The organism is Coprococcus sp. TF11-13 (genome assembly GCF_003481085.1).
In the GTDB taxonomy this organism is placed as follows: domain Bacteria; phylum Bacillota; class Clostridia; order Lachnospirales; family Lachnospiraceae; genus Coprococcus; species Coprococcus aceti.
This window is the reverse complement of record NZ_QUKK01000002.1, coordinates 132,920-155,050: the sequence shown is the minus strand read 5'-3', so window position 1 is coordinate 155,050 and position 22,131 is coordinate 132,920. Positions and strand designations below refer to the sequence as shown.

The 22,131-nt window shown below is 45.0% G+C and carries 15 protein-coding genes; 1 reads left to right on the top strand and 14 read right to left on the bottom strand.

The window, feature by feature from the left end; genetic code table 11:
• Window positions 1-21: 21 nt before the first annotated feature.
• The 4 genes from DXD11_RS05330 to DXD11_RS05315 form a co-directional block, all read right to left on the bottom strand.
• Complete coding sequence (locus tag DXD11_RS05330) at window positions 22-1,650, bottom strand: hypothetical protein (protein WP_118757917.1); 1,629 nt, start codon at window positions 1,648-1,650, stop codon at window positions 22-24.
• A gap of 156 nt (window positions 1,651-1,806) precedes the next feature.
• Entirely contained in the window at window positions 1,807-2,946 is a 1,140-nt protein-coding gene (locus tag DXD11_RS05325; protein WP_118649509.1) for a rhomboid family intramembrane serine protease, read from the bottom strand.
• Window positions 2,947-3,056: 110 nt separating this feature from the next.
• The gene (locus tag DXD11_RS05320; protein ID WP_118757916.1) at window positions 3,057-4,112 is read right to left on the bottom strand and encodes an iron-containing alcohol dehydrogenase family protein; all 1,056 of its coding nucleotides are present in this window, start codon (window positions 4,110-4,112) and stop codon (window positions 3,057-3,059) included.
• Window positions 4,113-4,516: 404 nt separating this feature from the next.
• Complete coding sequence (locus DXD11_RS05315) at window positions 4,517-7,168, bottom strand: ABC transporter ATP-binding protein/permease (RefSeq protein WP_118757915.1); 2,652 nt, start codon at window positions 7,166-7,168, stop codon at window positions 4,517-4,519.
• A gap of 338 nt (window positions 7,169-7,506) precedes the next feature.
• On the opposite strand from DXD11_RS05315, the gene fba reads away from it, so the two are divergent.
• Window positions 7,507-8,376: a class II fructose-1,6-bisphosphate aldolase gene (gene fba, locus DXD11_RS05310; RefSeq protein WP_022058049.1), complete on the top strand. Its 870-nt coding sequence runs from the start codon at window positions 7,507-7,509 to the stop codon at window positions 8,374-8,376.
• 181 nt (window positions 8,377-8,557) lie between these two features.
• Here the strand turns inward: fba and DXD11_RS05305 are convergent, their stop codons facing one another.
• The 10 genes from DXD11_RS05305 to DXD11_RS05260 all read right to left on the bottom strand — a co-directional run bounded on the left by DXD11_RS05305 (window position 8,558) and on the right by DXD11_RS05260 (window position 21,542).
• Window positions 8,558-9,442: a hypothetical protein gene (locus DXD11_RS05305; RefSeq protein ID WP_118757914.1), complete on the bottom strand. Its 885-nt coding sequence runs from the start codon at window positions 9,440-9,442 to the stop codon at window positions 8,558-8,560.
• A gap of 40 nt (window positions 9,443-9,482) precedes the next feature.
• Window positions 9,483-12,377, bottom strand: coding sequence for an excinuclease ABC subunit UvrA (gene uvrA, locus DXD11_RS05300; RefSeq protein ID WP_118758020.1), 2,895 nt, complete (start codon window positions 12,375-12,377; stop codon window positions 9,483-9,485).
• Window positions 12,378-12,471: 94 nt separating this feature from the next.
• The gene (uvrB, locus tag DXD11_RS05295) at window positions 12,472-14,460 is read right to left on the bottom strand and encodes an excinuclease ABC subunit UvrB (RefSeq protein ID WP_118757913.1); all 1,989 of its coding nucleotides are present in this window, start codon (window positions 14,458-14,460) and stop codon (window positions 12,472-12,474) included.
• A 144-nt stretch (window positions 14,461-14,604) separates the two neighbouring features.
• The gene (locus DXD11_RS05290) at window positions 14,605-14,979 is read right to left on the bottom strand and encodes a hypothetical protein (protein ID WP_118757912.1); all 375 of its coding nucleotides are present in this window, start codon (window positions 14,977-14,979) and stop codon (window positions 14,605-14,607) included.
• A gap of 477 nt (window positions 14,980-15,456) precedes the next feature.
• Complete coding sequence (gene trpA, locus DXD11_RS05285; protein WP_199688727.1) at window positions 15,457-16,227, bottom strand: tryptophan synthase subunit alpha; 771 nt, start codon at window positions 16,225-16,227, stop codon at window positions 15,457-15,459.
• A complete protein-coding gene (gene trpB / locus DXD11_RS05280; RefSeq protein WP_015534411.1) occupies window positions 16,220-17,404 on the bottom strand; it encodes a tryptophan synthase subunit beta in 1,185 nt (394 codons plus the stop codon). The genes trpA and trpB overlap by 8 nt, the downstream gene beginning before the upstream one ends.
• A gap of 87 nt (window positions 17,405-17,491) precedes the next feature.
• A complete protein-coding gene (gene trpC, locus DXD11_RS05275) occupies window positions 17,492-18,376 on the bottom strand; it encodes an indole-3-glycerol phosphate synthase TrpC (protein ID WP_118757911.1) in 885 nt (294 codons plus the stop codon).
• A 49-nt stretch (window positions 18,377-18,425) separates the two neighbouring features.
• Window positions 18,426-19,439, bottom strand: coding sequence for an anthranilate phosphoribosyltransferase (gene trpD, locus DXD11_RS05270; RefSeq protein ID WP_118757910.1), 1,014 nt, complete (start codon window positions 19,437-19,439; stop codon window positions 18,426-18,428).
• A gap of 28 nt (window positions 19,440-19,467) precedes the next feature.
• Complete coding sequence (locus DXD11_RS05265) at window positions 19,468-20,034, bottom strand: anthranilate synthase component II (protein ID WP_055145999.1); 567 nt, start codon at window positions 20,032-20,034, stop codon at window positions 19,468-19,470.
• Window positions 20,035-20,048: 14 nt separating this feature from the next.
• The gene (locus tag DXD11_RS05260; RefSeq protein ID WP_118757909.1) at window positions 20,049-21,542 is read right to left on the bottom strand and encodes an anthranilate synthase component I family protein; all 1,494 of its coding nucleotides are present in this window, start codon (window positions 21,540-21,542) and stop codon (window positions 20,049-20,051) included.
• Window positions 21,543-22,131: the final 589 nt, after the last annotated feature.

Sequence of the window (22,131 nt, the reverse complement as noted above, 5' to 3'; positions counted from 1 at the left end):
CTATTCTCCGTACAATCACTCTCAGCTGGTTTTGTTAAACTGAATTCCCGTAACGTACATGTCCTCGCCAATCTGTATCTCTTCGTCTGGATGGAATTCCAGTGTAAATGTCATGCCTCTGAACGCATCCAGTGTGAGTTCCGGTGCATACATCTCACGGGAGAGACCAGAACCGCCATGCCCCATATCACCATCGGTCTGATTCTGCAAAATAGCAATACCTTTGCCAGTTTTTATTCTCTCTATGTGATCTACCAGCATTCCCTCCAGCATAGTGTCCGGCTTTGCCAGTATCTCATCCACGCTGTATCTGTCCTTCTGAGCCAGGTGTGTGAGGAAGGAATAGTAATCTTTGTTGTCGTAGATTTCTTTTCCAAACTTAACTTCAAGTATTCCATTGAATTCCTTGAGACTCAGATGTCCCCATTTGTTCAGCTGGTCAAGGAGTTCGTGGAACAGCTTTGTGAAGTTGGCACTTATCTGTTCATCGAGAAGTTCATCTTCGTAACGGAAGTTCGGATCAAGCTGCTCCTTCTTCACCTTTGTGGTCTTCGCATTGTCCTCGGACTTCAGCGTGAGCATGTGATCTATGGATGTCATGCTGAACGTTTTCACGATCCTCGGAGCGAAGAGAGGCGCAAGTATGGTGAGTATCTTATCCGGTCTGTCCTCTTTTATGATACTCTGAAGCTGTCCTGCAAAGTCAAATGCAGGTCTAAGCTTCTGCAACTTTGCCTTGTGTATGATATTGTCCGATATGTTCTGCAGCTCCATGGTGCTGCTTATCAGACTTCCGTGCTTGATGATGGTCCTCTTGAGTTCAAGCTCAAGCTGGCTTATCTCCTCCATCGCTTTCAGGTTGCCCTTGCCCATATTATCATAGCTCGCCTTAGTGATCGCTTTGTCCACCAGAGCTTTGTTCTTGGAAAAGAGCTTCTGCTCGTCAGCGAACCATTTGCCGACGGTCTTCATATAATTCTCGTACTCCTCCGCGCCCTTGAACACGTCGATGGACAGAAGATTTACTATCTCATCCTTCTCGCGGATCAGCCTGTTCACCTCGCTATTGATCCTGCGCACGACCTCGATACCGCCACGGAAGTTCTCTCCAACGATCATCTTTTCCAGAAGAAGCTGCTGCACGTTGATCTTGCTCTCGTCCTTGATCTCCTTGGTGTCCAGATAGAATTCGATTCCATCCGCAGTGATGAAATACAGGACCTTGCCATCCACTATATGGCTGTCTATCAGCTTCACTCGTCCCGTCTTGCGCTGCTTCTTTCCCGGATCATAGAACGTGAATTCAAATGCTCTTCCGTCGTTCTTGATCTTGTCAAATATATACATTATCAGGTCAGCCCTGTCATCTCCCGCAATCTCCACATCGAAATCACGGTCAAGGAGCTGCCCCATGAATTCCTCATATTCATCGTATGACACTTCACGCTCATTGAAGCTGTTCTCCTGAATAAAAAAACGCAGAATCGCCATGGTTATATAACCCATGTCCAGCTGTGCATAACGACCTTCCCTATACTGCGCAAATGTGGTCTCAGCCAGAACAAAAAACGGGTAATATTTCCTCAGATTCTGCATTCTTGCATTATGTTCTTCAATTATGTCATTTATCATCACGTATTTGAGTGCCATGTTTTCTCTATCTCTGTACTTTCCTGATTATAATAGATCTTATACCATATACTTTTCCTGATATATCTGCCCATATTCTGAGACACATATCTTCTCTATCCGCATATGGACACACAGATTTAGTATACCATGACACTTTTGTTCACACAACGATATTTATCTTCCGTACTTCAGCTCATTTATCGATCTTCCACACACTGTCAACATGAATTCCGTGGCACTCTCACTGTTCTGTCCCACATCATTCAGCCCGACATATCCCGGCTGATAGCCCTCGCAGTCACCCTCTATCTGAAACTGGACTGTGACCGTCACCTGCTGCCCCTTATATGTGGCATTCCCTTCAAACTGCACTATCTGACTTCCGTCCGTCGCGACAAATGCCTGCCAGTGTTCATCGCTGCAATAGGCATCCAGACCATCCCCATAGGTTGTGTCTCCATCCGGGAATATCTTCTGTTCCTTTATATAATCTATCCTCTTATCCGGAATATCGGCTGCATCTTTGCCGATCCCCGCCTCACCGATACCTGTCACGCACATGGACAATGTGAGTATGACTGCCAAAAGCTTGCAGAATTTGTTCTCCCTAAACTTCTCCCACCGCTTGATATTCAGTGCAAATGCAAGGATTCCTCCCACGATCGCACCACCCACATGCGCATAGATATCTATATTCTTCTCATTTGTATACAGAGCATATATGACCACAACAACTATGGATATCATCATATCTTTTCTGCTTGCTTTCCTGTTGCCCATGAATGTCAGGAACACAGCAGCACATATGATTCCGAACACCGCCCCTGATGCTCCTATAGAGAAATGCATTCTGTCAGGATCAGTCATATGATACACATTCATGGATATGATCCCGGCAACAATTCCTGATACAAAGTATATGATAGTCGTCCTCAGGGAGCCAAGTTTTCTCTCCACCGTGGAGCCAAACATATATAGTGCAAACATATTGCCAAAGAGATGATCAAAGCCAGAATGCAGGAACATCGCCGATATAAGTCGTCCATACTCGCCATTCAGCTTCACGTACTGATAGTTGAGTCCACCGGTTCTGGAGTAATTGTCCACACCGATGCACATGATGCCAGCTATGACATTTGCCACTATCAATGCAATCGTAACTATAGGGATCGTCCTCTTTATCTGTGGCTGTGGGGAAGCTCCACCGCCCATCTGCTCAGGTCTGATCACATATGCTGTGTCCTGGTCAATATCCTGCTCAAATCTCCCATAGTCATCATGTTCAAAGCCATAGCCGAAATTGTTTTCTTCCATATAATACTCTCCTGATAATGCCCTCCATGGCTGACATCCACATACTGTTCATTGTTTTACACGATACACTGTTTTTCCACCTTGCAGTACCATTCTTCACACCTTTTTTCTTAGTCGAATACTCTCTTAAGTACCTCGTCCTCATACAGAACCTTCTTGGCAAGTTCTCTGTAGTTCTCCTCGTGAAGGTATGTGTGTCTGTGAGGCTTGATCTGAGGAGCCATGTCTATCGCCTTTGCAAAATCCTCTCTCTTGAGGTCAAGTGTGGCTACATAATCCCAGAAACCAGTCTTTTCAAATATTGCATTTACCCTGACATATCTGTGATCCTGGACAACCGCCATGATATATGTGGCAATTCCCACCTGGATTCCATGAAGCTGTGGCTGTTCAAGCATCTTGTCAAGTGCATGTGAGATCAGGTGTTCGCTTCCGGATGTCGGTGTGCTTCCGCCTGCAATCTCATTAGCAACACCGCTCATGGCAAGGGAATCGAGAAGCTCCTTCAGGAAGAGGTCATCCTTGATCGTTTCAAATGGTGTTCTGACGAAGCTGTTCACTGCCTTCTTCGCTATCATAACTGCAAAATCGTTCATCTCAGAGTATCCCAGTTCAGACTCGAAGAGCCAGTCATAGAGGGATGTAATCTTGGATACCATATCTCCGATTCCCGAGTAAAGGAATCTCTCTGGAGCAGACTTGATGATCTCCGTGTCAGCTATGATTCCATATGCCATTCTTGCCGGCACCGATGTACGCCGTCCATTTACCATAAGTGATGCGCTGGCGCTTGAGAAACCATCCGATGATGCCGATGTCGGAATACTTATAAAAGGAAGCTTTCTGAGATATGCCACATACTTTGCCACATCAATAACCTTTCCTCCGCCGATACCCACGATCACCTGGGCCTTCGCATCTATATCAAATGCCAGCTTGATTATATCCTCTATATTGGTGGAATCCAGCTCTCTGTACTCCACAACTGTCACATTTTCCTTCTTCAGAGAATCCATGACCTGCTGTCCAAACATGTCTATGAGTCCATTTCCAAAATAAATAACAGCATTCTTCATCCCGGAAGCACTTATATATTTGCCCAGATCATTCAGGGTTCCCTTTCCGATCTTAAGAATGGTTGGTATTGCTATATGACTTCCTGCCATCTGTTTATCCTCCTAAATACATTTCTACCATTATACATTATATGATCAGCAAAAATAAACAAGACAATACACATTTTGTCTCATACCTTTACTTACCTTTCTAATTTCTAACCATGTCTGCCTTATGCTGTTTTCATATCCTTTAAATTTCTTACAGCATCTTCATATTTTTACCCGAAAAACACATTTTCTACACAACTTCTCCAAAATTAGAACACATTTTCTCGGTATATTATTAACTGTAAACAGCGAGAGCGTAAGCGAGTTGTTTACATCCCCTTTTTCATAAACGACTGCAACACCCTCCCCTCACATAATGTAGTTGCAGTCACTCCCTTTTAATACAAAAAGAAGAGGCTGCCAGAGATGGCAGCCTTTTCTTTTTGTATTCAGATAATTTATAATTACTCACTTCTGAGCGCTATAACAGGATCCTTCTTGGCAGCAAGTCTCGATGGGATAAGTCCTCCGATCAATGTCAGTATAACGCTGATGATTACCAGCATCACTCCACCCTTCCAAGGAAGCGCCGATACACCGGCAACGTTGATATAACTCTCTATCACCTTACTGATCGGTATATTGATCAGCACCGTCACGCCGATTCCTATGAGTCCTGAGAAGAGACCTATTATAAATGTCTCCGCATTGAACACTCTTGAGATATCCTTCTTTGAAGCTCCTATGCTTCGCAGAATACCAATCTCCTTTGTTCTCTCAAGAACTGAGATATATGTGATTATTCCGATCATGATGGATGAAACTATCAATGAAATTGCCACAAATGCAATGAGTACATAGGTTATCGCGTTGATGATCTTGGTCACCGATGACAGCATGATTCCGATGTAATCAGTGTATGTGATCTCCTTGTCAGGATAATCCTCGTTGTACTTGTCTATAAGCTTTGTTATCTCGTCCTTATCCGCAAATTCTGCACAGTAGAGGTTGATGGAAGCCGGCTTTGCAAGCTCTGCATATCCAAGCTTTGACATGTTATCCTCATAAGTAGATGTTGACTCCTGGAAGAAACCGTAACCCTTGAGCATATCGAAGAGCTGATCCTTGGTCATGGACGCCATCTGTGCCTGCATGTCCTCAGTAACCTGACCTGAAGCCATAAGCTGCTGCATAACAGAATCCATATCCACATCATCCGCTGTCAGTTCCTTGCCATCTGAAAATGGCATTCCTGTAAATATGTCAGTATCAGGATTATCCATCTGAGCCTTGAGTACATCTGTCTTCTCGTTCTCTGAAACTATGTAATTGGCAAGCTCCGATGTGTAACCTATATATCCCGGCTGCATGGTAGTTGCATACGCTTTATCCGAAGCCCTGATTACTGCCGACACCTTTACTTCAAGGCCCCCGGCCACTGCAGACTTCAGAAAATCAGCATCAGAACTCATATCTGTGTATGTTCCATCATCATTCTTCTTGTACAGATCGCCCGGAAGCACAACCTTAAACTTGAGATTAAGAAGGTCATCGTATGTAAACACCATCTGCTCAAGCTCCGGTGCCTCTCCGCCAGCAAGTATGGTTGAAACCATATCGCTCAGTTCCTTTGAATCCCTAAGTCCAAGAGTATACAGTGTAAAATCACTTATCTCATTGTTCTTGTCGACGACAAGTACAACCTCGTTCTTGTTCTCAGGCCAGTGTCCTGCCAGTACATCGTACTGCTGCTTGAGCAGAGTGTCATTGTCAAGCATCTGTGTCCACATGTCCATTGATGATGAGCCGTAACTAAACGCCGACATGAAATCTGCCGTTGACTCCTGTGCCTCCGCCATACCTCCAAATCCCATATCTGCCATTGTGGTGCTTGGATTTACCTGGGCAACACCGCCATTTGCACTGTTCTCGTTAAACACATATAATGGTGTATCATATGTGTATGTTATATCACTTGTATACTTGGTGAAGCCGTTTGCATCGTCTTCTATATAATTCTTAAATGACTCAAGGTCGTTCTCCTTCACATCTGACACCATGGACACGAGCATGTCTCCCATGATATCTCCCGAATATATCTTGTCCTCGCCAGCGTGATTGTGATCTGAATTCTCCTCGTTGTTACCTACCATCTTTGAGAGCAGCTCATTGTAATCCATCGCTTTCTTCGTTATCTGCACTGGATATGTGGCAAGTGTCTCCTCCTGTACATCGTTTATGTACTTCTGGAATCCAGACGATAGCGACAATATAAGCGCTATTCCTATGATTCCTATACTTCCGGCAAATGCTGTTAAGAACGTTCGTCCCTTCTTTGTCATGAGGTTGTTCAGACTCAGCGAGAACGCTGTGAACATACTCATGGATGTCTTTCTAGGTTCATAACTTCCGTCATCCTCCTTTGCTTCATCCTCATCTGAGAATGGATTGGAGTCATCTATTATATTTCCATCGAGGAGCTTTACGATTCTTGTTGAATACTGCTGTGCCAACTCCGGGTTGTGCGTGACCATAATAACCAGCTTGTCCTTGGCTATCTCCTTGAGCAGTTCCATGATCTGAACACTTGTCTCTGTGTCAAGTGCACCCGTTGGCTCATCCGCCAACAGAATATCCGGATCGTTTATGAGTGCTCTGGCGATGGCAACTCTCTGCATCTGTCCACCGGACATCTGGTTTGGTTTCTTGTGAATCTGATTTCCCAGACCAACCCTCTCCAAAACCTCCTTCGCTCTCTTTCTTCTCTCTGCCTTTGATACTCCAGACAAAGTAAGCGCAAGCTCTACATTTGACAGTACCGACTGATGCGGTATCAGATTGTAGCTCTGGAATACAAATCCGACTGAATTGTTTCTATATGAATCCCAGTCTCTTGACTTGAAATCCTTTGTCGACTTGCCATTGATAACCAGATCTCCACTGGTGTACTGATCCAGTCCGCCCACTATGTTCAGAAGCGTTGTCTTTCCACAACCCGACTGACCAAGTATGGACACAAACTCATTTCTCCTAAAGTTCACAGATACACCCTTAAGTGCCTGAACAACTTCATCACCAGTGTGATAATCCTTCACGATATTCTTAAGCTGAAGCATTCTGTCCTCCCTTTTTAAGATTATATTGTGCAAAAGCATAGTAAGGTGCTTTGCGCCACGTCTGTGTGCATACACATAACGTATTATGTTCTATATGCATTACTCTTTTATATATTTGTCAGTATTACTGGCAAATCATAGCATTTAATTTTTTTCAATGCAATTAAGGCGGACTATTCTTTATAAATGTTTTATTTTTTTCATTTCTATCGATAAGTTCAAACTAACTATATGTTGAACTTTTGGCTAAAAATTCTTTTATTTTCTTATTATATGGGGTATAATCAGCGTAAGTGGGTACATTGTATCCAAATATAATTTTACGGAGGATTTTACAAATGTTAGTTTCAGCAACAGAAATGTTAAAGAAAGCTAAGGCTGGTCACTACGCAGTAGGTCAGTTCAACATCAACAACCTTGAGTGGACAAAGGCTGTTCTCCTCACAGCTCAGGAGCTTCAGTCACCTGTTATCCTTGGTGTTTCAGAGGGCGCTGGAAAGTATATGACAGGATTTGAGACAGTTGCAGCAATGGTTAAGGCTATGGATGAGTCACTTGGAATCACAGTTCCTGTAGCTCTTCACCTTGATCACGGAACATACGAAGGATGCTACAAGTGTGTTAAGGCTGGATTTACTTCAATCATGTTCGATGGTTCACACTATCCATTCGAGGAGAACCTTGCTAAGTCAACAGAGCTCGTTAACGTAGCTCATCAGCTTGGCCTCTCAATCGAGTGTGAGGTTGGTTCTATCGGTGGTGAGGAAGACGGAGTTATTGGTATGGGCGAGTGCGCTGATCCAGCGGAGTGCAAGACTATCGCTGATCTCGGCGTTGATATGCTTGCTGCTGGTATCGGTAACATCCATGGTAAGTACCCAGCTAACTGGAAGGGACTTAGCTTTGAGACACTTGATGCTATCCAGCAGAAGACAGGCGTTATGCCATTAGTTCTTCACGGTGGTACAGGTATCCCAGCTGACATGATCAAGAAGGCTATTTCACTTGGCGTTTCAAAGATCAACGTTAACACAGAGTGCCAGTTATCATTCGCAGATGCTACAAGAAAGTACATCGAGGCTGGTAAGGATCTTGAGGGCAAGGGATTTGATCCTAGAAAGCTTCTCGCTCCTGGTTTCGAGGCTATCAAGGCTACTGTTAAGGAGAAGATGGAACTCTTCGGATCAGTTGGTAAGGCTAACGACTAATTCTTTAACAGAACAATTAACAAATGTAACGATAAACTGTTCGACAACTTTCGGACAAGTATCGCTCGCGTAAACTTAAAGGAACCCCATCACAGCTTGTACAAGCCATGATGGGGTTCTTATTCTTACTTATTTTTCTTTTATATTATTTTTTATCTTCACTAATATAAATTTCTAAATTCTAATCTTGCTTCTCTGCCTTATCCTTCTTCCTGCTGATTGTCCACCATATAGGAACTGATATTAGCATGAAAAGTGCCGCTGCCACGCTGATCCATGCGCCGACTCCGAGTCTTGCATTTGCCGCTGCGTCAAGCTTGCCAAGATCTATCAATGACAGAACAAATTCAAATATCAATATTCCGCCAACAACTATAGATATTACAAGATCTGCTATATAACAGCCCGCTTTGTTGATAAATGCACATATCACGTCTGCTATGAGAACTACAGCCACAATAAGCATGGATAATACATTTATCCCAAACACTCCAGCTATGCTTCTGGCATCTGTACCCATATATGCATAAGGAATAAATACTGATACAACAGCCATGATAATACCGATCAGGTTTAACACATTAGGTACATGTGTAGAGCCCTTCTTCACATCACCAGGTATGTTATGCCTGTTCTCATATCCCATATAACCCATAGGGTTGTTGTATGGCGTTGGCTGTACCGGATGGCCGTACTGCGACTGTGGCTGGTATGGCTGCTGGGTTGGCTGACCATACTGTGGCATATGCTGGTATGGTGTCTGCATTGGCTGTGCTCCCTGGATATACTGTGACTGTGGCTGATATGGCTGCTGGGCTGGCTGACCGTACTGCGACTGTGGCTGGTATGGATGCTGCACCGGCTGGCCATACTGTGGCATATGCTGATACAGTGACTGAGCTGGCTGTGCTACCTGACTATATGGTGCTTGAACTGACTGCACACCCTGACAATTCTGTGCCTGACTATTCTCAGCCATCATAGCCTTTTCCTGCTCCAGATTCTGCTCAGAAGTCGACCCGCCATCAACTCTGTCAATATCTTCTACTCTATTCTGTTCATCCATGTTCGTCATCTACCTCCGATGTAATTATTCGACACATCCCTTACATATCGAGATACCTCTTCAGATACTGTCCTGTATAGGACTGAGGTATCTTCGCAACTTCCTCTGGAGTTCCTCTGGCAATAACCGTTCCACCGCCAGCACCTCCTTCAGGTCCCATGTCAATAATATAATCTGCGGTCTTGATAACGTCAAGATTATGTTCGATAACCACAACTGTGTTGCCGCCCTCGCTGAGCCTTCTGAGTATATCCACAAGTCTGTGCACATCAGCAAAATGAAGTCCCGTGGTAGGCTCATCAAGCACATATATTGTCTTTCCTGTTCCTCGTCTCGAAAGCTCTGTTGCAAGCTTGATTCTCTGTGCCTCTCCGCCTGACAGAGTGGTGGATGGCTGTCCAAGCCTGATATATCCTAGTCCCACATCTCGCAACGTTTCTATCTTCCTGAGTATTCTCGGAACATTTGCAAAGAACTCACATGCCTCATCAACAGTCATATCGAGAACTTCATTGATACTCTTACCCTTGTATTTGACCTCCAGGGTCTCCCTGTTGTATCTCTTTCCTCCGCACACCTCACATGGCACATATATATCTGGCAGGAAGTGCATCTCTATCTTGATTATTCCATCTCCACGACACGCCTCACATCGTCCACCAGATACATTGAAGCTGAATCTTCCCTTGCCGTAACCTCTTGCCTTGGCATCCTTTGTACCGGCAAACAGGTCTCTTATCAGGTCAAACGTACCTGTGTAGGTAGCCGGATTGGATCTCGGAGTTCTTCCTATAGGTGACTGGTCTATATTTATGATCTTGTCCAAAGCATCATAACCGATGATATGGTCATGCTTTCCTGCCTTAACCCTGCTTTTATTGAGTCTTCTCGCAAGTTTCTTGTACAGGATCTCATTTACCAGAGAACTCTTTCCTGAACCAGACACACCCGTCACACATGTCATGATTCCAAGTGGTATGTCCACATCTATATGCTTGAGATTGTTCTCATAAGCATTCTTGACAGTGAGCCATCCGGTTGGCTTTCTCCTCACATCCGGAACCTCTATCTTCTTCCTGCCGCTTAAGTAGTCACCGGTGATAGAATTCTCACATTTCATAATGTCTTCAGCCGTACCCTCAGCTACCACATATCCACCATTTGCACCGGCTCCCGGTCCTATATCTATAATGTGATCCGCCGCCCTCATGGTATCCTCGTCGTGCTCTACAACGATAAGCGTATTTCCAAGGTCTCTCAGATTCTTGAGCGCTGCTATCAGCTTGTCATTGTCCCTCTGGTGAAGTCCGATACTTGGCTCATCCAGAATATATGCAACTCCGACCAGACCTGAACCTATCTGCGTGGCAAGTCTTATTCTCTGTGCCTCTCCACCTGAGAGCGTACTTGTACCTCTGCTCAGGCACAGATAGTCAAGTCCCACATCTATAAGGAAATGCAGTCTCGACCTGATCTCCTTGAGTATGGCCGCACCTATCATCTTCTGTCTGTCAGTGAGTTCCAGATCCTTCATGAACTTTGCAAGTTCTGTGATAGGTAGTTCTGTAAGTTCGGCAATATTCTTATCTCCAACTGTAACAGCAAGGGCTGTCGGCTTAAGTCTCTTACCACCACAGACCTCACACGGAGTTACAGTCATGAATGTCTCATACTCGGCCTTTGTGGACTCCGCAGATGTCTCCCTGTATCTTCTGGCAACACTCTTTATGAGTCCCTCAAATGTTATATCATACACTCCCTCCCCGCGCTGTCCTTTATAGTACACCTTAACCGGGCGAGAGTTCTTTCCATATAATAAGAGATCCTTGATATCCTGTGGATAATCCTGAAATGGCGTATCAAGAGAGAATCCATACTCCGCACTGAGTGCCCTGAGTATTGCATTTGAATAGCTTTTGCCATCATTGCACGACTGCCATCCCAGAACCACTATGGCTCCATCATTTATCGACAAACTCTGATCGGGTATCATAAGATCCGGATCAAATTCCATCTTGAACCCAAGCCCTGCACATGTCGGGCATGCGCCAAATGGATTGTTGAACGAAAAGCTTCTCGGCTCTATCTCATCTATGCTGATTCCGCAATCCGGGCATGAAAAACTGTCTGAGAAATTGATAATGGTATTCTCCTTCTGAACACCATTCTCATCCCTCTCCCCGATCACCTCAATCTTCATAAGCCCCTCTGCAAGCTGAAGTGCGGTCTCTATGGAATCTGTGAGTCGCCTCTCCACATCCTGTCTTACAACCAGACGATCGACAACTATATCTATACTGTGCTTCTTGTTCTTATCGAGCTTTATCTCCTCCGACAGCTCATACATGCTGCCATCGACTACCACTCTGACAAATCCGCTCTTCTTTGCCTTCTCCAGCAGCTTTACATGCTCTCCCTTTCGGCCTCTGACCACAGGCGCAAGCACCATGAACTTTGTCCTCTCAGGTAGCTTCATGATCTCATCCACCATCTGGTCAACCGTCTGTCTGCTTATGACCTTACCACAGTTCGGGCAGTGTGGTATTCCCACTCTGGCATAGAGAAGTCTGAAATAGTCGTATATCTCAGTGACAGTGCCAACTGTGGATCGGGGATTTCTGTTTGTTGACTTCTGATCTATGGAGATTGCAGGGGAAAGTCCCTCTATCTTATCCACGTCCGGCTTCTCAGCCTGTCCAAGGAACTGTCTCGCATAGGAGGACAGCGACTCCATGTATCGTCTCTGTCCCTCCGCATATATCGTGTCAAATGCCAGTGAAGACTTACCTGATCCCGAAAGTCCTGTCACGACAACAAATTTGTCCCTTGGAATCTTGACATTGATATTTTTCAGATTATTTTCACGTGCGCCCTCAATAGTAATATACTTCCTGTCAATATTCCTGCTGGCGTTGAAATAATCATCATCTTTCATGCTCGCATCCGTTATATTCTCCAGATGCTCACCACGTTCATAATTCTTATTGTCTTCCATCTTGATCTAACCTTTTCTCTTTATTATTTATATTTCAGTCCTTATCATAATCTCTCAGTGCCGCCTTGTACACCTTGAGCTGATCTCTGATCTCCGCCGCCACCTCAAAGTTGAGGTCTGCTGCCGCCATATTCATCTTCTTGGTCAGCTTGGCGATAACCTTCTGAAGCTCCTTCTTCGTCATGGACTCAGCGTCCTTATCCTCATCTGGAAGTTCCTCCTTCTTCACCTCTATGGTTATGAGATCCCTTATGCTCTTCTCTATAGTCTTAGGGGTTATTCCATGTTCCTCATTATACTTCTGCTGTATCTCACGACGTCTGCTCGTCTCATCGAGGGCATACTTCATAGAACCCGTGATAGTATCCGCATACATGATGACATGTCCATCCACATTTCGGGCTGCTCTTCCTATGGTCTGGATGAGTGATGTCTCCGATCTCAGGAAACCTTCCTTATCAGCATCCAGTATTGCCACCAGAGTGATCTCCGGTATGTCAAGTCCCTCTCTCAGAAGGTTGATTCCAACAAGCACATCAAATACGCCAAGACGGAGATCTCTCACTATCTCAACCCTCTCCATAGTGTCTATATCCGAGTGCAGATATTTTACCTTTATATCATTATCCCTCATATAGCTGGTGAGATCTTCAGCCATACGCTTGGTAAGTGTTGTCACAAGTACCTTGTGTCCCTGCTCAGTCTCCTTGCGGACCTCTTTCAGCAGATCATCTATCTGTCCCTCAACCGGTCTGACCTCAACCGGCGGATCAAGAAGTCCTGTAGGTCTGATGATTTGTTCAGCCATAAGCATCTGGTGCTCCTCCTCGTATTTGCCCGGTGTGGCAGATACGAACATGACCTGATCAATCTTCTGCTCAAATTCCGAGAAGTTGAGTGGTCTGTTGTCAAGTGCCGATGGCAATCTGAATCCATAGTCCACCAGATTCATTTTACGGGAACGGTCTCCAGAATACATCGCACCGACCTGAGGCACCGTCATATGTGACTCATCTATAATAAGAAGAAAGTCATCATCAAAGAAATCCAGCAGTGTGCTCGGCGTCTCTCCGGCTGATCTTCCAGCCAGCGGACCGGAATAGTTCTCTATACCAGAGCAAAATCCAGTCTCTCTCATCATCTCCATATCAAAGTTAGTTCTCTCCTCGATACGCTGTGCCTCGATGAGTTTATCCTTTGACTTGAAGTAAGCAACTCTGTCCTTGAGCTCCGCCTCTATCCTCTTCAGAGCCTTCTCCATCTTCTCCTGTCCAACCACATAGTGAGATGCCGGAAACAGGCATGTATATGTCAGATCTCTCTTTCCCTCTCCGGTGAGCGGATCAAACTCTGTGATCCTGTCTATCTCATCCCCGAAGAATTCTATCCTTATTCCATCGTCAAATGTTGACACAGGAATTATCTCAAGTACATCCCCACGCACTCTGAATGTGCCTCTCTGCAGATCCATGTCATTCCTGTCATACTGTATATCTGTCAGTTCATCGATGACCTGATCTCTGTCCTTTATCATGCCAACTCTGAACGACAACATCTGATTCCTGTACTCGTCCGGATCACCGATGCCATATATACACGATACAGATGCAACCACTATGACATCTTTTCTGTCTATGAGTGCTGCTGTGGCGCTATGTCTCATCCGGTCAATATCGTCATTAATAGACGAATCCTTTGCAATATAAGTATCCGTAGACGCCACATATGCTTCCGGCTGATAATAATCGTAGTATGATACAAAATACTCCACCGCATTGTTCGGGAAAAATTCTTTCATCTCCCCATAAAGCTGCGCCGCCAGAGTCTTGTTATGTGCAAGTATCAGTGTTGGCTTATTAAGCTGCTGTATGACATTCGCCATGGTAAAAGTCTTACCAGATCCGGTTACACCCAGCAGCGTCTCAAACTGATTACCTTCCTGAAAACCCTTTACCAATTTTTCTATTGCCTCCGGCTGATCTCCGGTGGGCTTGTATTCCGATACCAATTCAAAATGATCCATAAAAGTCTCCTACTCTATGCTAAAGCCTGCATCTATTATATCGAACATTAGTTCCCATATCAAGTGAAAACACGGCAGTTGCTCAAGTTTATTTATCCCCTGAACAACTGCCACTATACTTCAACTGTTTGCTCACAACACCTTCTATACCGCTAGTTCATCCCTACCCAGGCTTATCTCATAGCAGCCTTTCTCATCGACAGTCACCACGACCCTCTCAAATCCTGTGTAAAATCTTAATATATACAGATCATCTGCCCTTGAGATAACCACCTCAGCATTCATCTCCGCAAGATCTGTCATATTGTCTTTCAGCACACCCTCGCTGACTCTGATGATCTGTCTCTCCTTCTCCACCTGTCTCTTCTCCTGAAGCTCCTTATAATAAAGGAAGAGATTCTCCTCCAACGTCTTTGATCTGCAGCTGCATCTGTGAAAATAGCTGCCGATGATCATATAAAGCATGTATGCTGTCTCCTGCTGTCTATGTGATGTCTTTTCTGTAAATGAATATCTCATAATCGTTACCTCCATAATGAAAAAATAAAACTAAAATAAATCTACAAAATGTTGTCAATGTGTTATCTGAAGCTTTACCAGCTCACACCTTATCAGTGCCCGCTCCCCGGTCTGTCATTTTTCAGCCGACGACAGTCGCTGTGTCCGTATTCTTTGCTGCCCCGGATACCGGGCAGATGCATATTCAGTTTTCATTTGAAATCTGCCCCATGCCCAAAAGGCAACAAAAAAAGAGTCATGATCGCAGACTTGTAGCACTTGCTACTCATCATGTTTTCAAACTCTTCTACTTAAAATATGATTTATTCAATTTTCATTATGGATATCAGCAATCGCTGATGTATATGTTATATCAAAAACTAATTGTGGTGTCAACATATTTATAAATATATCTATAAAACACAAGAGAGCCAGATTTCTCCGACTCTCTTAAATATGCATCCACAAATGCATACCCCAATTAGTATCTATAATTTCCTACCTTATCGCATCCTTCATGCTCTTCACATAATCTCTCACATAAGGCACACAGTCCTTGCCGTACTGGGCGCACAGCTTGACGATGGCTGAACCGACGATGACACCATCTGACTTTTCCGCCATCTGCTTTGCCTGCTCAGGTGTGGATATTCCGAAGCCTACAGCGCAAGGGATGTCCTTCGTCTTCTTCACCAGATCGACCATTGCTCCTATGTCTGTGGTGATCTTGGTTCTGGTTCCTGTTACACCGAGTGATGACACGCAGTATACAAATCCACTCGCATCATTTGCGATCATGGATATTCTCTCATGGGATGTAGGTGCGATGAGTGAAATGAGATCCACATCATACTGCTTGCAGATTCCATCAAACTCGTCCTTCTCCTCGTAAGGAATGTCAGGAAGGATCAGACCGTCTATGCCAATCTCCCTGCATGTGCTGATGAATCTCTCCGAACCGTACGAGAACACGACATTTGCATATGTCATGAACACCATAGGTATTGTCACTTTCTTGCGGAGCTTTCTCACAAGGTCAAATACCTTGTCTGTCGTCACGCCGCCTGCAAGCGCTCTTATATTTGCGCCCTGAATGACCGGACCCTCGGCTGTCGGGTCTGAGAATGGGATTCCCAGCTCTATAAGGTCTGCACCGGCCTCAACCATTGCGTATACTACCTCCTCTGTCACATCCAGCGACGGATCGCCACATGTCACAAATGGTATAAATGCTTTTCCATGTTCAAATGCTTTTGCTATATTACTCATGAAGATCCTCCCCTCTGTATCTTGCGATGGCTGCAACGTCCTTGTCTCCACGTCCTGATACATTGATCACTATTATTTTATCCTTGTCCATTGTAGGTGCCAGCTTCATGGCGTAAGCCACAGCGTGTGCGCTCTCTATTGCAGGGATGATTCCCTCGATCCTTGACAGATACTCAAATGCATCCACAGCCTCGTCATCTGTGATCGCCACATACTCTGCACGTCCTATGTCGTGAAGGTACGCGTGCTCAGGTCCGATTCCCGGATAATCAAGTCCCGCTGAGATAGAATATACAGGTGCGATCTGGCCATATTCATCCTGACAGAAGTATGACTTCATGCCATGGAATATACCAAGCTTTCCAGTTGCGATAGTTGCCGCTGTCTCAAATGTATCAACACCTCTGCCCGCTGCCTCACAGCCGATCAGCCTGACGCTCTCGTCAGGTATGAAATCGTAGAAAGCTCCGATGGCATTTGAACCGCCGCCCACACATGCCATGACGACATCAGGAAGTCTTCCCTCCTTCTCCATGAGCTGTGCCTTGATCTCTTTACTGATCACAGCCTGGAAATCACGGACGATCTCAGGGAAAGGATATGGTCCCATGACTGAGCCGAGTACATAGTGTGTGTCATCAATCCTGCTTGTCCACTCACGGAATGCCTCAGATACAGCATCCTTCAGTGTGGCTGTTCCAGTCTTTACCGGATGAACCTTTGCTCCTAAGAGTCTCATTCTGTACACGTTGAGAGCCTGTCTGATCGTGTCCTCCTCACCCATGTATATCTCGCACTCCATGCCCATCATGGCTGCAACTGTAGCTGTTGCAACTCCATGCTGTCCGGCACCGGTCTCCGCGATAACTCTTGTCTTACCCATTCTCTTGGCAAGAAGCATCTGTCCAATTACGTTGTTGATCTTGTGCGCTCCTGTGTGGTTCAGATCCTCTCTCTTGAGGTATATCTTCGCTCCGCCCAGATCCTTTGTCATTCTCTCCGCATAGTAAAGTCTGCTAGGTCTTCCCGCATACTCGTTGAGCATCTCTGTGAGTTCTCTGTTGAACTCCGGATCATCTTTATATTTCTTGTAAGCCTCCTCCAGCTCCAGCATCGCATTCATCAGAGTCTCTGGAATGTACTGGCCGCCGTGAACGCCAAATCTGCCTTTTGACATATGTTCTTCCTCCTGTTTTTGTCTTCTCAGATATATTTTCAAATGTAATTTCTACACTTTTGTATTGTGTTTCTTCTATATAATATGTTACTCGCCTCTAAGTTCCGCAAACAACTTCTTCTTGTCGGGACTTCTCATAAATGTCTCACCTATGAGCACCGCATCAGTTCCATTTGCCTTGAGCCTGTCTATGTCCTCTTTTGCCTTGATTCCACTCTCAGACACATACACCATCTTCTGGGGTGCTAAAGTGTCAGCCGCAGCTCCTGTACCAGTGACAGGTACCTCCGTCCCCATATGGGTGGCTGGCACCGTATCCGGTATCAGCTTTCTAAGACGAACGCTGTTCATGATATCCACCGTAAATGTTCTGAGGTCTCTGTTGTTCACCCCGATGATGCCGGCTCCGCAGGCTATCGCCCGTCTGACCTCATCCTCATCGTGAGCCTCAACCAGAGCCGACATCCCAAGTTCATGCGCAAGCTGCAGGTATAATCCAAGCTGCTCGTCATCCAGTATTGCGCAAATCAAAAGCACCGCCGAGGCTCCTATGACCTTTGCCTCATATATCATATACTCGTCAACTGTAAAATCCTTCCTCAGCAGCGGTATATTTACCTCCTTCTTTATATCCATCAGGAACTGATTGCTTCCCTGGAAATAAAACGGCTCAGTGAGCACCGATATGGCTGAAGCACCAGCCGCCTCATATTCCTTTGCGATCTCAACATAGGGAAAGTCCGGTGCGATAAGCCCCTTGGAAGGCGATGCCTTCTTGACCTCACAAATAAACGATATTCCATCCGCTGCCAGATTATCCCTAAATGGGAACTTACTATATGGGCTGCTGCCGTTATCCGTCTCTCTGGCAACTATATCAAGTGCCTGTCTCTTCATCTCCTCAAGAGGATCTTTTTTCTTCTGCTCCGCCACACGTTCCTTTGTCTTTGCAGCTATCTCATCTAATATCATCTCTTACCTCTCTATACAACTTTCTATCATAGTCTGTGATGAAACTTATCTACTCATTTGTCAGTCTTACAAATGAATCAAGTGTCTCAGCAGCCTTGCCACTGTCGATCACGTCCTCTGCCACCTTGATTCCATCCGCTATGGAGTCTGCCTTGCCTGCGATGTAGATACAAGCTGCTGCGTTCAATACAACTGCATTTCTCTTGGCTCCTTTGATCTTGCCTGACAGGATATCGCGGGTAATCTGCGCGTTTTCCTCAGGACCGCCGCCCATCAGATCCTCCTTGCTACATCTCTCAAATCCGAAATTCTCTGGCTTGATCTCGTACTTTGTGATCACGCCATCTTTGATCTCTGCAACTGTTGTAGGTGCGCTCATGGATATCTCATCCAGACAATCCTGTCCATATACGACAAGTCCCCGTTTTACGCCAAGACCAACAAGTACAGGAGCCATCTGATCAACAAGCTCCTCCTTGTATACTCCCATGATCTGCATCTGAGCCTTTGCCGGGTTGGTGAGAGGACCAAGGATATTGAATACTGTCGGTATTCCAAGTGCCTTTCTGACCGGACCTGCATATTTCATCGCCTTGTGATAAACCTGGGCAAACATAAAGCTCATGTTGCACTCAGCAAGAACCTTGCCCATCTTTTCAGGTGATATGGAGATATTTACACCAAGGGCCTCAAGGACATCCGCTGCGCCACTCTTGCTTGATACGCTTCTGTTACCGTGCTTTGCGATCGGTACTCCGGCCGCTGCTGCAACTATACCACTCGTTGTCGATATGTTAAATGAATTCGCACAATCTCCGCCTGTTCCCACGATCTCAAGAACATCTATTCCGTCATGTGGAAGAGACTCCGCATGGTCTCTCATTCCATTTGCACTGGCTGTTATCTCGTCAAGCGTCTCGCCCTTCATGTGAAGCGCTGTGAGATATCCCGCCGTTGTCTCTCCCGGCACCTGGCCACTGAATATCTCATCCATGCTGGCATATGCCTCATCGTATGTAAGATCCTGTCCTGCTGCTACCTTCTTAAGAGTTTCCTGTATCATCGCCATATCCTCCTTATTTTATATCAATTTATATCTCTAAAAAATTTCTGAGCATTATCTTGCCCTTCGGTGTCAGTATCGACTCGGGATGGAACTGAACTCCATATACCTCATAATTCCTGTGTTTTACTGCCATGATCTCTCCATCCTCCGTCCTGGCTGTGACCTCCAGGCATTCCGGGAAATTCTCATCGGCTGCTGCCAGTGAATGATATCTGGCAACCTGTATCTTGCTCTGAAGTCCTCTGAACAATCTGCAGTTCAGATCCACATCAACCAGCGACATCTTTCCATGCATAAGTTTCTTTGCATATGTGACTGTCGCACCATATGTCTCACAAATCGCCTGATGTCCGAGACACACGCCGAGGATTGGTACTTTTCCTGCAAAATATCTCACCGCTTCCTCACACATTCCCGCATCCGAAGGTCTTCCGGGTCCCGGTGAGATGATTATGTGATCCGGATTCATCGCTTCAATCTCCTCACAGGTGAACTCATCATTTCTTATGACCTTTATATCCGGATTTATTGCCCCCACAAGCTGATACAGGTTGTAGGAGAAGCTGTCGTAATTGTCTATAAGTATTGTCATTTATTTTGTCCTCCTTATATGTATTGTGCATGCGCATGAAAAGCGCTCATTGTGAGTGCTGTTGTAACTGCCTTTGCCTTGTTGATACATTCCTGGAACTCATTTTCCGGAACACTGTCCGCCACGATTCCTGCTCCGGATCTGACAAATACCTTGTCACCCTTTTTGTATGCGATCCTTATGGCTATACATGTATCAAGATTCCCTGTGAAATCTATGTATCCTATGGCACCGCCATATATTCCTCTCTTGTTGTCCTCCAGCTCATTGATGATCTGACACGCTCTGATCTTCGGTGCTCCTGAGAGGGTTCCTGCTGGAAGTACCGCATCCACGGCTGACAGCTCATCATACCTGCTGTCATCGATCTCTCCTTTGACCGTTGACCCGATATGCATTACATGTGAGTACCTCTGAACCTTCATGTACTGCTCAACCTCAACAGTTCCGAACTTGCTTATCTTACCAAGATCATTTCTTCCGAGATCCACCAGCATGTTGTGCTCCGCCAGCTCCTTCTCATCCGCCATAAGTCCGGCCTCAAGTCTCATATCCTCTTCCTTTGTCTTTCCCCTCGGTCTCGTTCCAGCAAGAGGAAATGTGTGGAGCACGCCATTCTCAAGCTTTACCAGTGTCTCAGGTGATGCGCCCGCAACCTCTATCTGGTCGCCGCTGAAGTAGAACATATATGGAGAAGGATTTGTGCTTCTGAGAACCCTGTATGTATTGAACAGTGAACCCTCCATCTCAGCCTCAAGTCTGTTGGACAGAACCACCTGGAAGATATCTCCCTCGAATATGTACTTCTTTGCCCTCTCGACCATGCTGCAATATTTTTCTTTATTGAACAGAGGCTTGAAATCACTCTTCATCTTAACCGGCTCTATCTCAGCCATCTCTCCATCGAGGATTAGCTTCTTCATATCTTCTATGTCAGCAAGTGCCTTTGCATATCCGGCTTCTATATCGGACGTGTCAGCATTTGCAATGAGGATCAGCTTTGACTTGAAATTGTCAAATGCTATGACCTTGTCAAAGAGCATGAGATCCAGATCCTGAAATTCCTCATCGTCATCGGCATCGATCACAAGCTTCTTCTCACTGTACTTTATATAATCATATGAGAAGTAACCGACAAACCCGCCTGTAAATGTTGGAAGTCCTTCTATCTTCGGACTCCTGTAATCCTTAAGTATCTCTCTTATGAATCCCTCAGGATGAATGTCATCCGCTTTCTTTATCACATTTCCATCTATATCCTTGAGCTGTATGTGCCCATTCATGCATGTGACATCAAGCTTTGGATTGTAACCAAGAAATGTGTAGCGTCCCCACACCTCCTGATTCTCCACGCTCTCAAGTATGTAACAGTGCTCATTCGCCGCTTTCAGCTTTCTGAGTAAGTTGATAGGTGTGATCACATCCGATAACATCTCGCAGCACACCGGAACCATCCTATATCCGTCTGCCGCATATTTCTTTGCCTCGCTAAGTTCTGGTCTTATCATGTCTCATCCTCCTTGCCAATTAATATAAAAAAACCACAGGACATAAAAAAAATTCCTTATCCTACAAACATTAGGACAAGAAATCTAATCTCCTGCGGTGCCACCTAATTTCATCAATAAATAAAAAAAAATATATATAAATAATTTATATATATTTATATATATCGATGCCCTCGACCATATACAATCATATATGTACCTTCTATAACGGTAGGTCTCCGTCTCCCCTACTTGAATCTCAAATCTTTCGGTTTGCCCTCACAAGTCCATTCACCTGCACTCCCATCGCTGCAATCACACCACCTGCAACTCTCTGAACATGTTATATGCCGCTACTCCTCTTGATCAACGGTTTATCTTATATCTGTAACCATAATGCGCTTTCCTAGTAAATTTGTCAAGAATAATTTTTCAAGTTTTTGCTATATTTTCACTCGTTTTTTACTGTTTCCCGCATATTTGCTGGACTTTTTCCACTTATCATTTATTTTATACTTTCTTTATTATTTGTTGATTGACTACCCCATCTAACTGAAATATTCTATACATTAGGCATTATAATAGAGAACACATCTATTCAAAATATAAT

Bases quoted from the DNA above. Each gene is read 5' to 3' on its own strand.
- DXD11_RS05330 (WP_118757917.1), bottom strand. From the start codon at position 1,650: ATGGCACTCAAATACGTGATGATAAATGACATAATTGAAGAACATAAT.
- DXD11_RS05325 (WP_118649509.1), bottom strand. From the start codon at position 2,946: ATGGAAGAAAACAATTTCGGCTATGGCTTTGAACATGATGACTATGGG.
- DXD11_RS05320 (WP_118757916.1), bottom strand. From the start codon at position 4,112: ATGGCAGGAAGTCATATAGCAATACCAACCATTCTTAAGATCGGAAAG.
- DXD11_RS05315 (WP_118757915.1), bottom strand. From the start codon at position 7,168: ATGCTTCAGCTTAAGAATATCGTGAAGGATTATCACACTGGTGATGAA.
- fba (WP_022058049.1), top strand. From the start codon at position 7,507: ATGTTAGTTTCAGCAACAGAAATGTTAAAGAAAGCTAAGGCTGGTCAC.
- DXD11_RS05305 (WP_118757914.1), bottom strand. From the start codon at position 9,442: ATGGATGAACAGAATAGAGTAGAAGATATTGACAGAGTTGATGGCGGG.
- uvrA (WP_118758020.1), bottom strand. From the start codon at position 12,377: ATGAAAGATGATGATTATTTCAACGCCAGCAGGAATATTGACAGGAAG.
- uvrB (WP_118757913.1), bottom strand. From the start codon at position 14,460: ATGGATCATTTTGAATTGGTATCGGAATACAAGCCCACCGGAGATCAG.
- DXD11_RS05290 (WP_118757912.1), bottom strand. From the start codon at position 14,979: ATGAGATATTCATTTACAGAAAAGACATCACATAGACAGCAGGAGACA.
- trpA (WP_199688727.1), bottom strand. From the start codon at position 16,227: ATGAGTAATATAGCAAAAGCATTTGAACATGGAAAAGCATTTATACCA.
- trpB (WP_015534411.1), bottom strand. From the start codon at position 17,404: ATGTCAAAAGGCAGATTTGGCGTTCACGGCGGCCAGTACATTCCAGAG.
- trpC (WP_118757911.1), bottom strand. From the start codon at position 18,376: ATGATATTAGATGAGATAGCTGCAAAGACAAAGGAACGTGTGGCGGAG.
- trpD (WP_118757910.1), bottom strand. From the start codon at position 19,439: ATGATACAGGAAACTCTTAAGAAGGTAGCAGCAGGACAGGATCTTACA.
- DXD11_RS05265 (WP_055145999.1), bottom strand. From the start codon at position 20,034: ATGACAATACTTATAGACAATTACGACAGCTTCTCCTACAACCTGTAT.
- DXD11_RS05260 (WP_118757909.1), bottom strand. From the start codon at position 21,542: ATGATAAGACCAGAACTTAGCGAGGCAAAGAAATATGCGGCAGACGGA.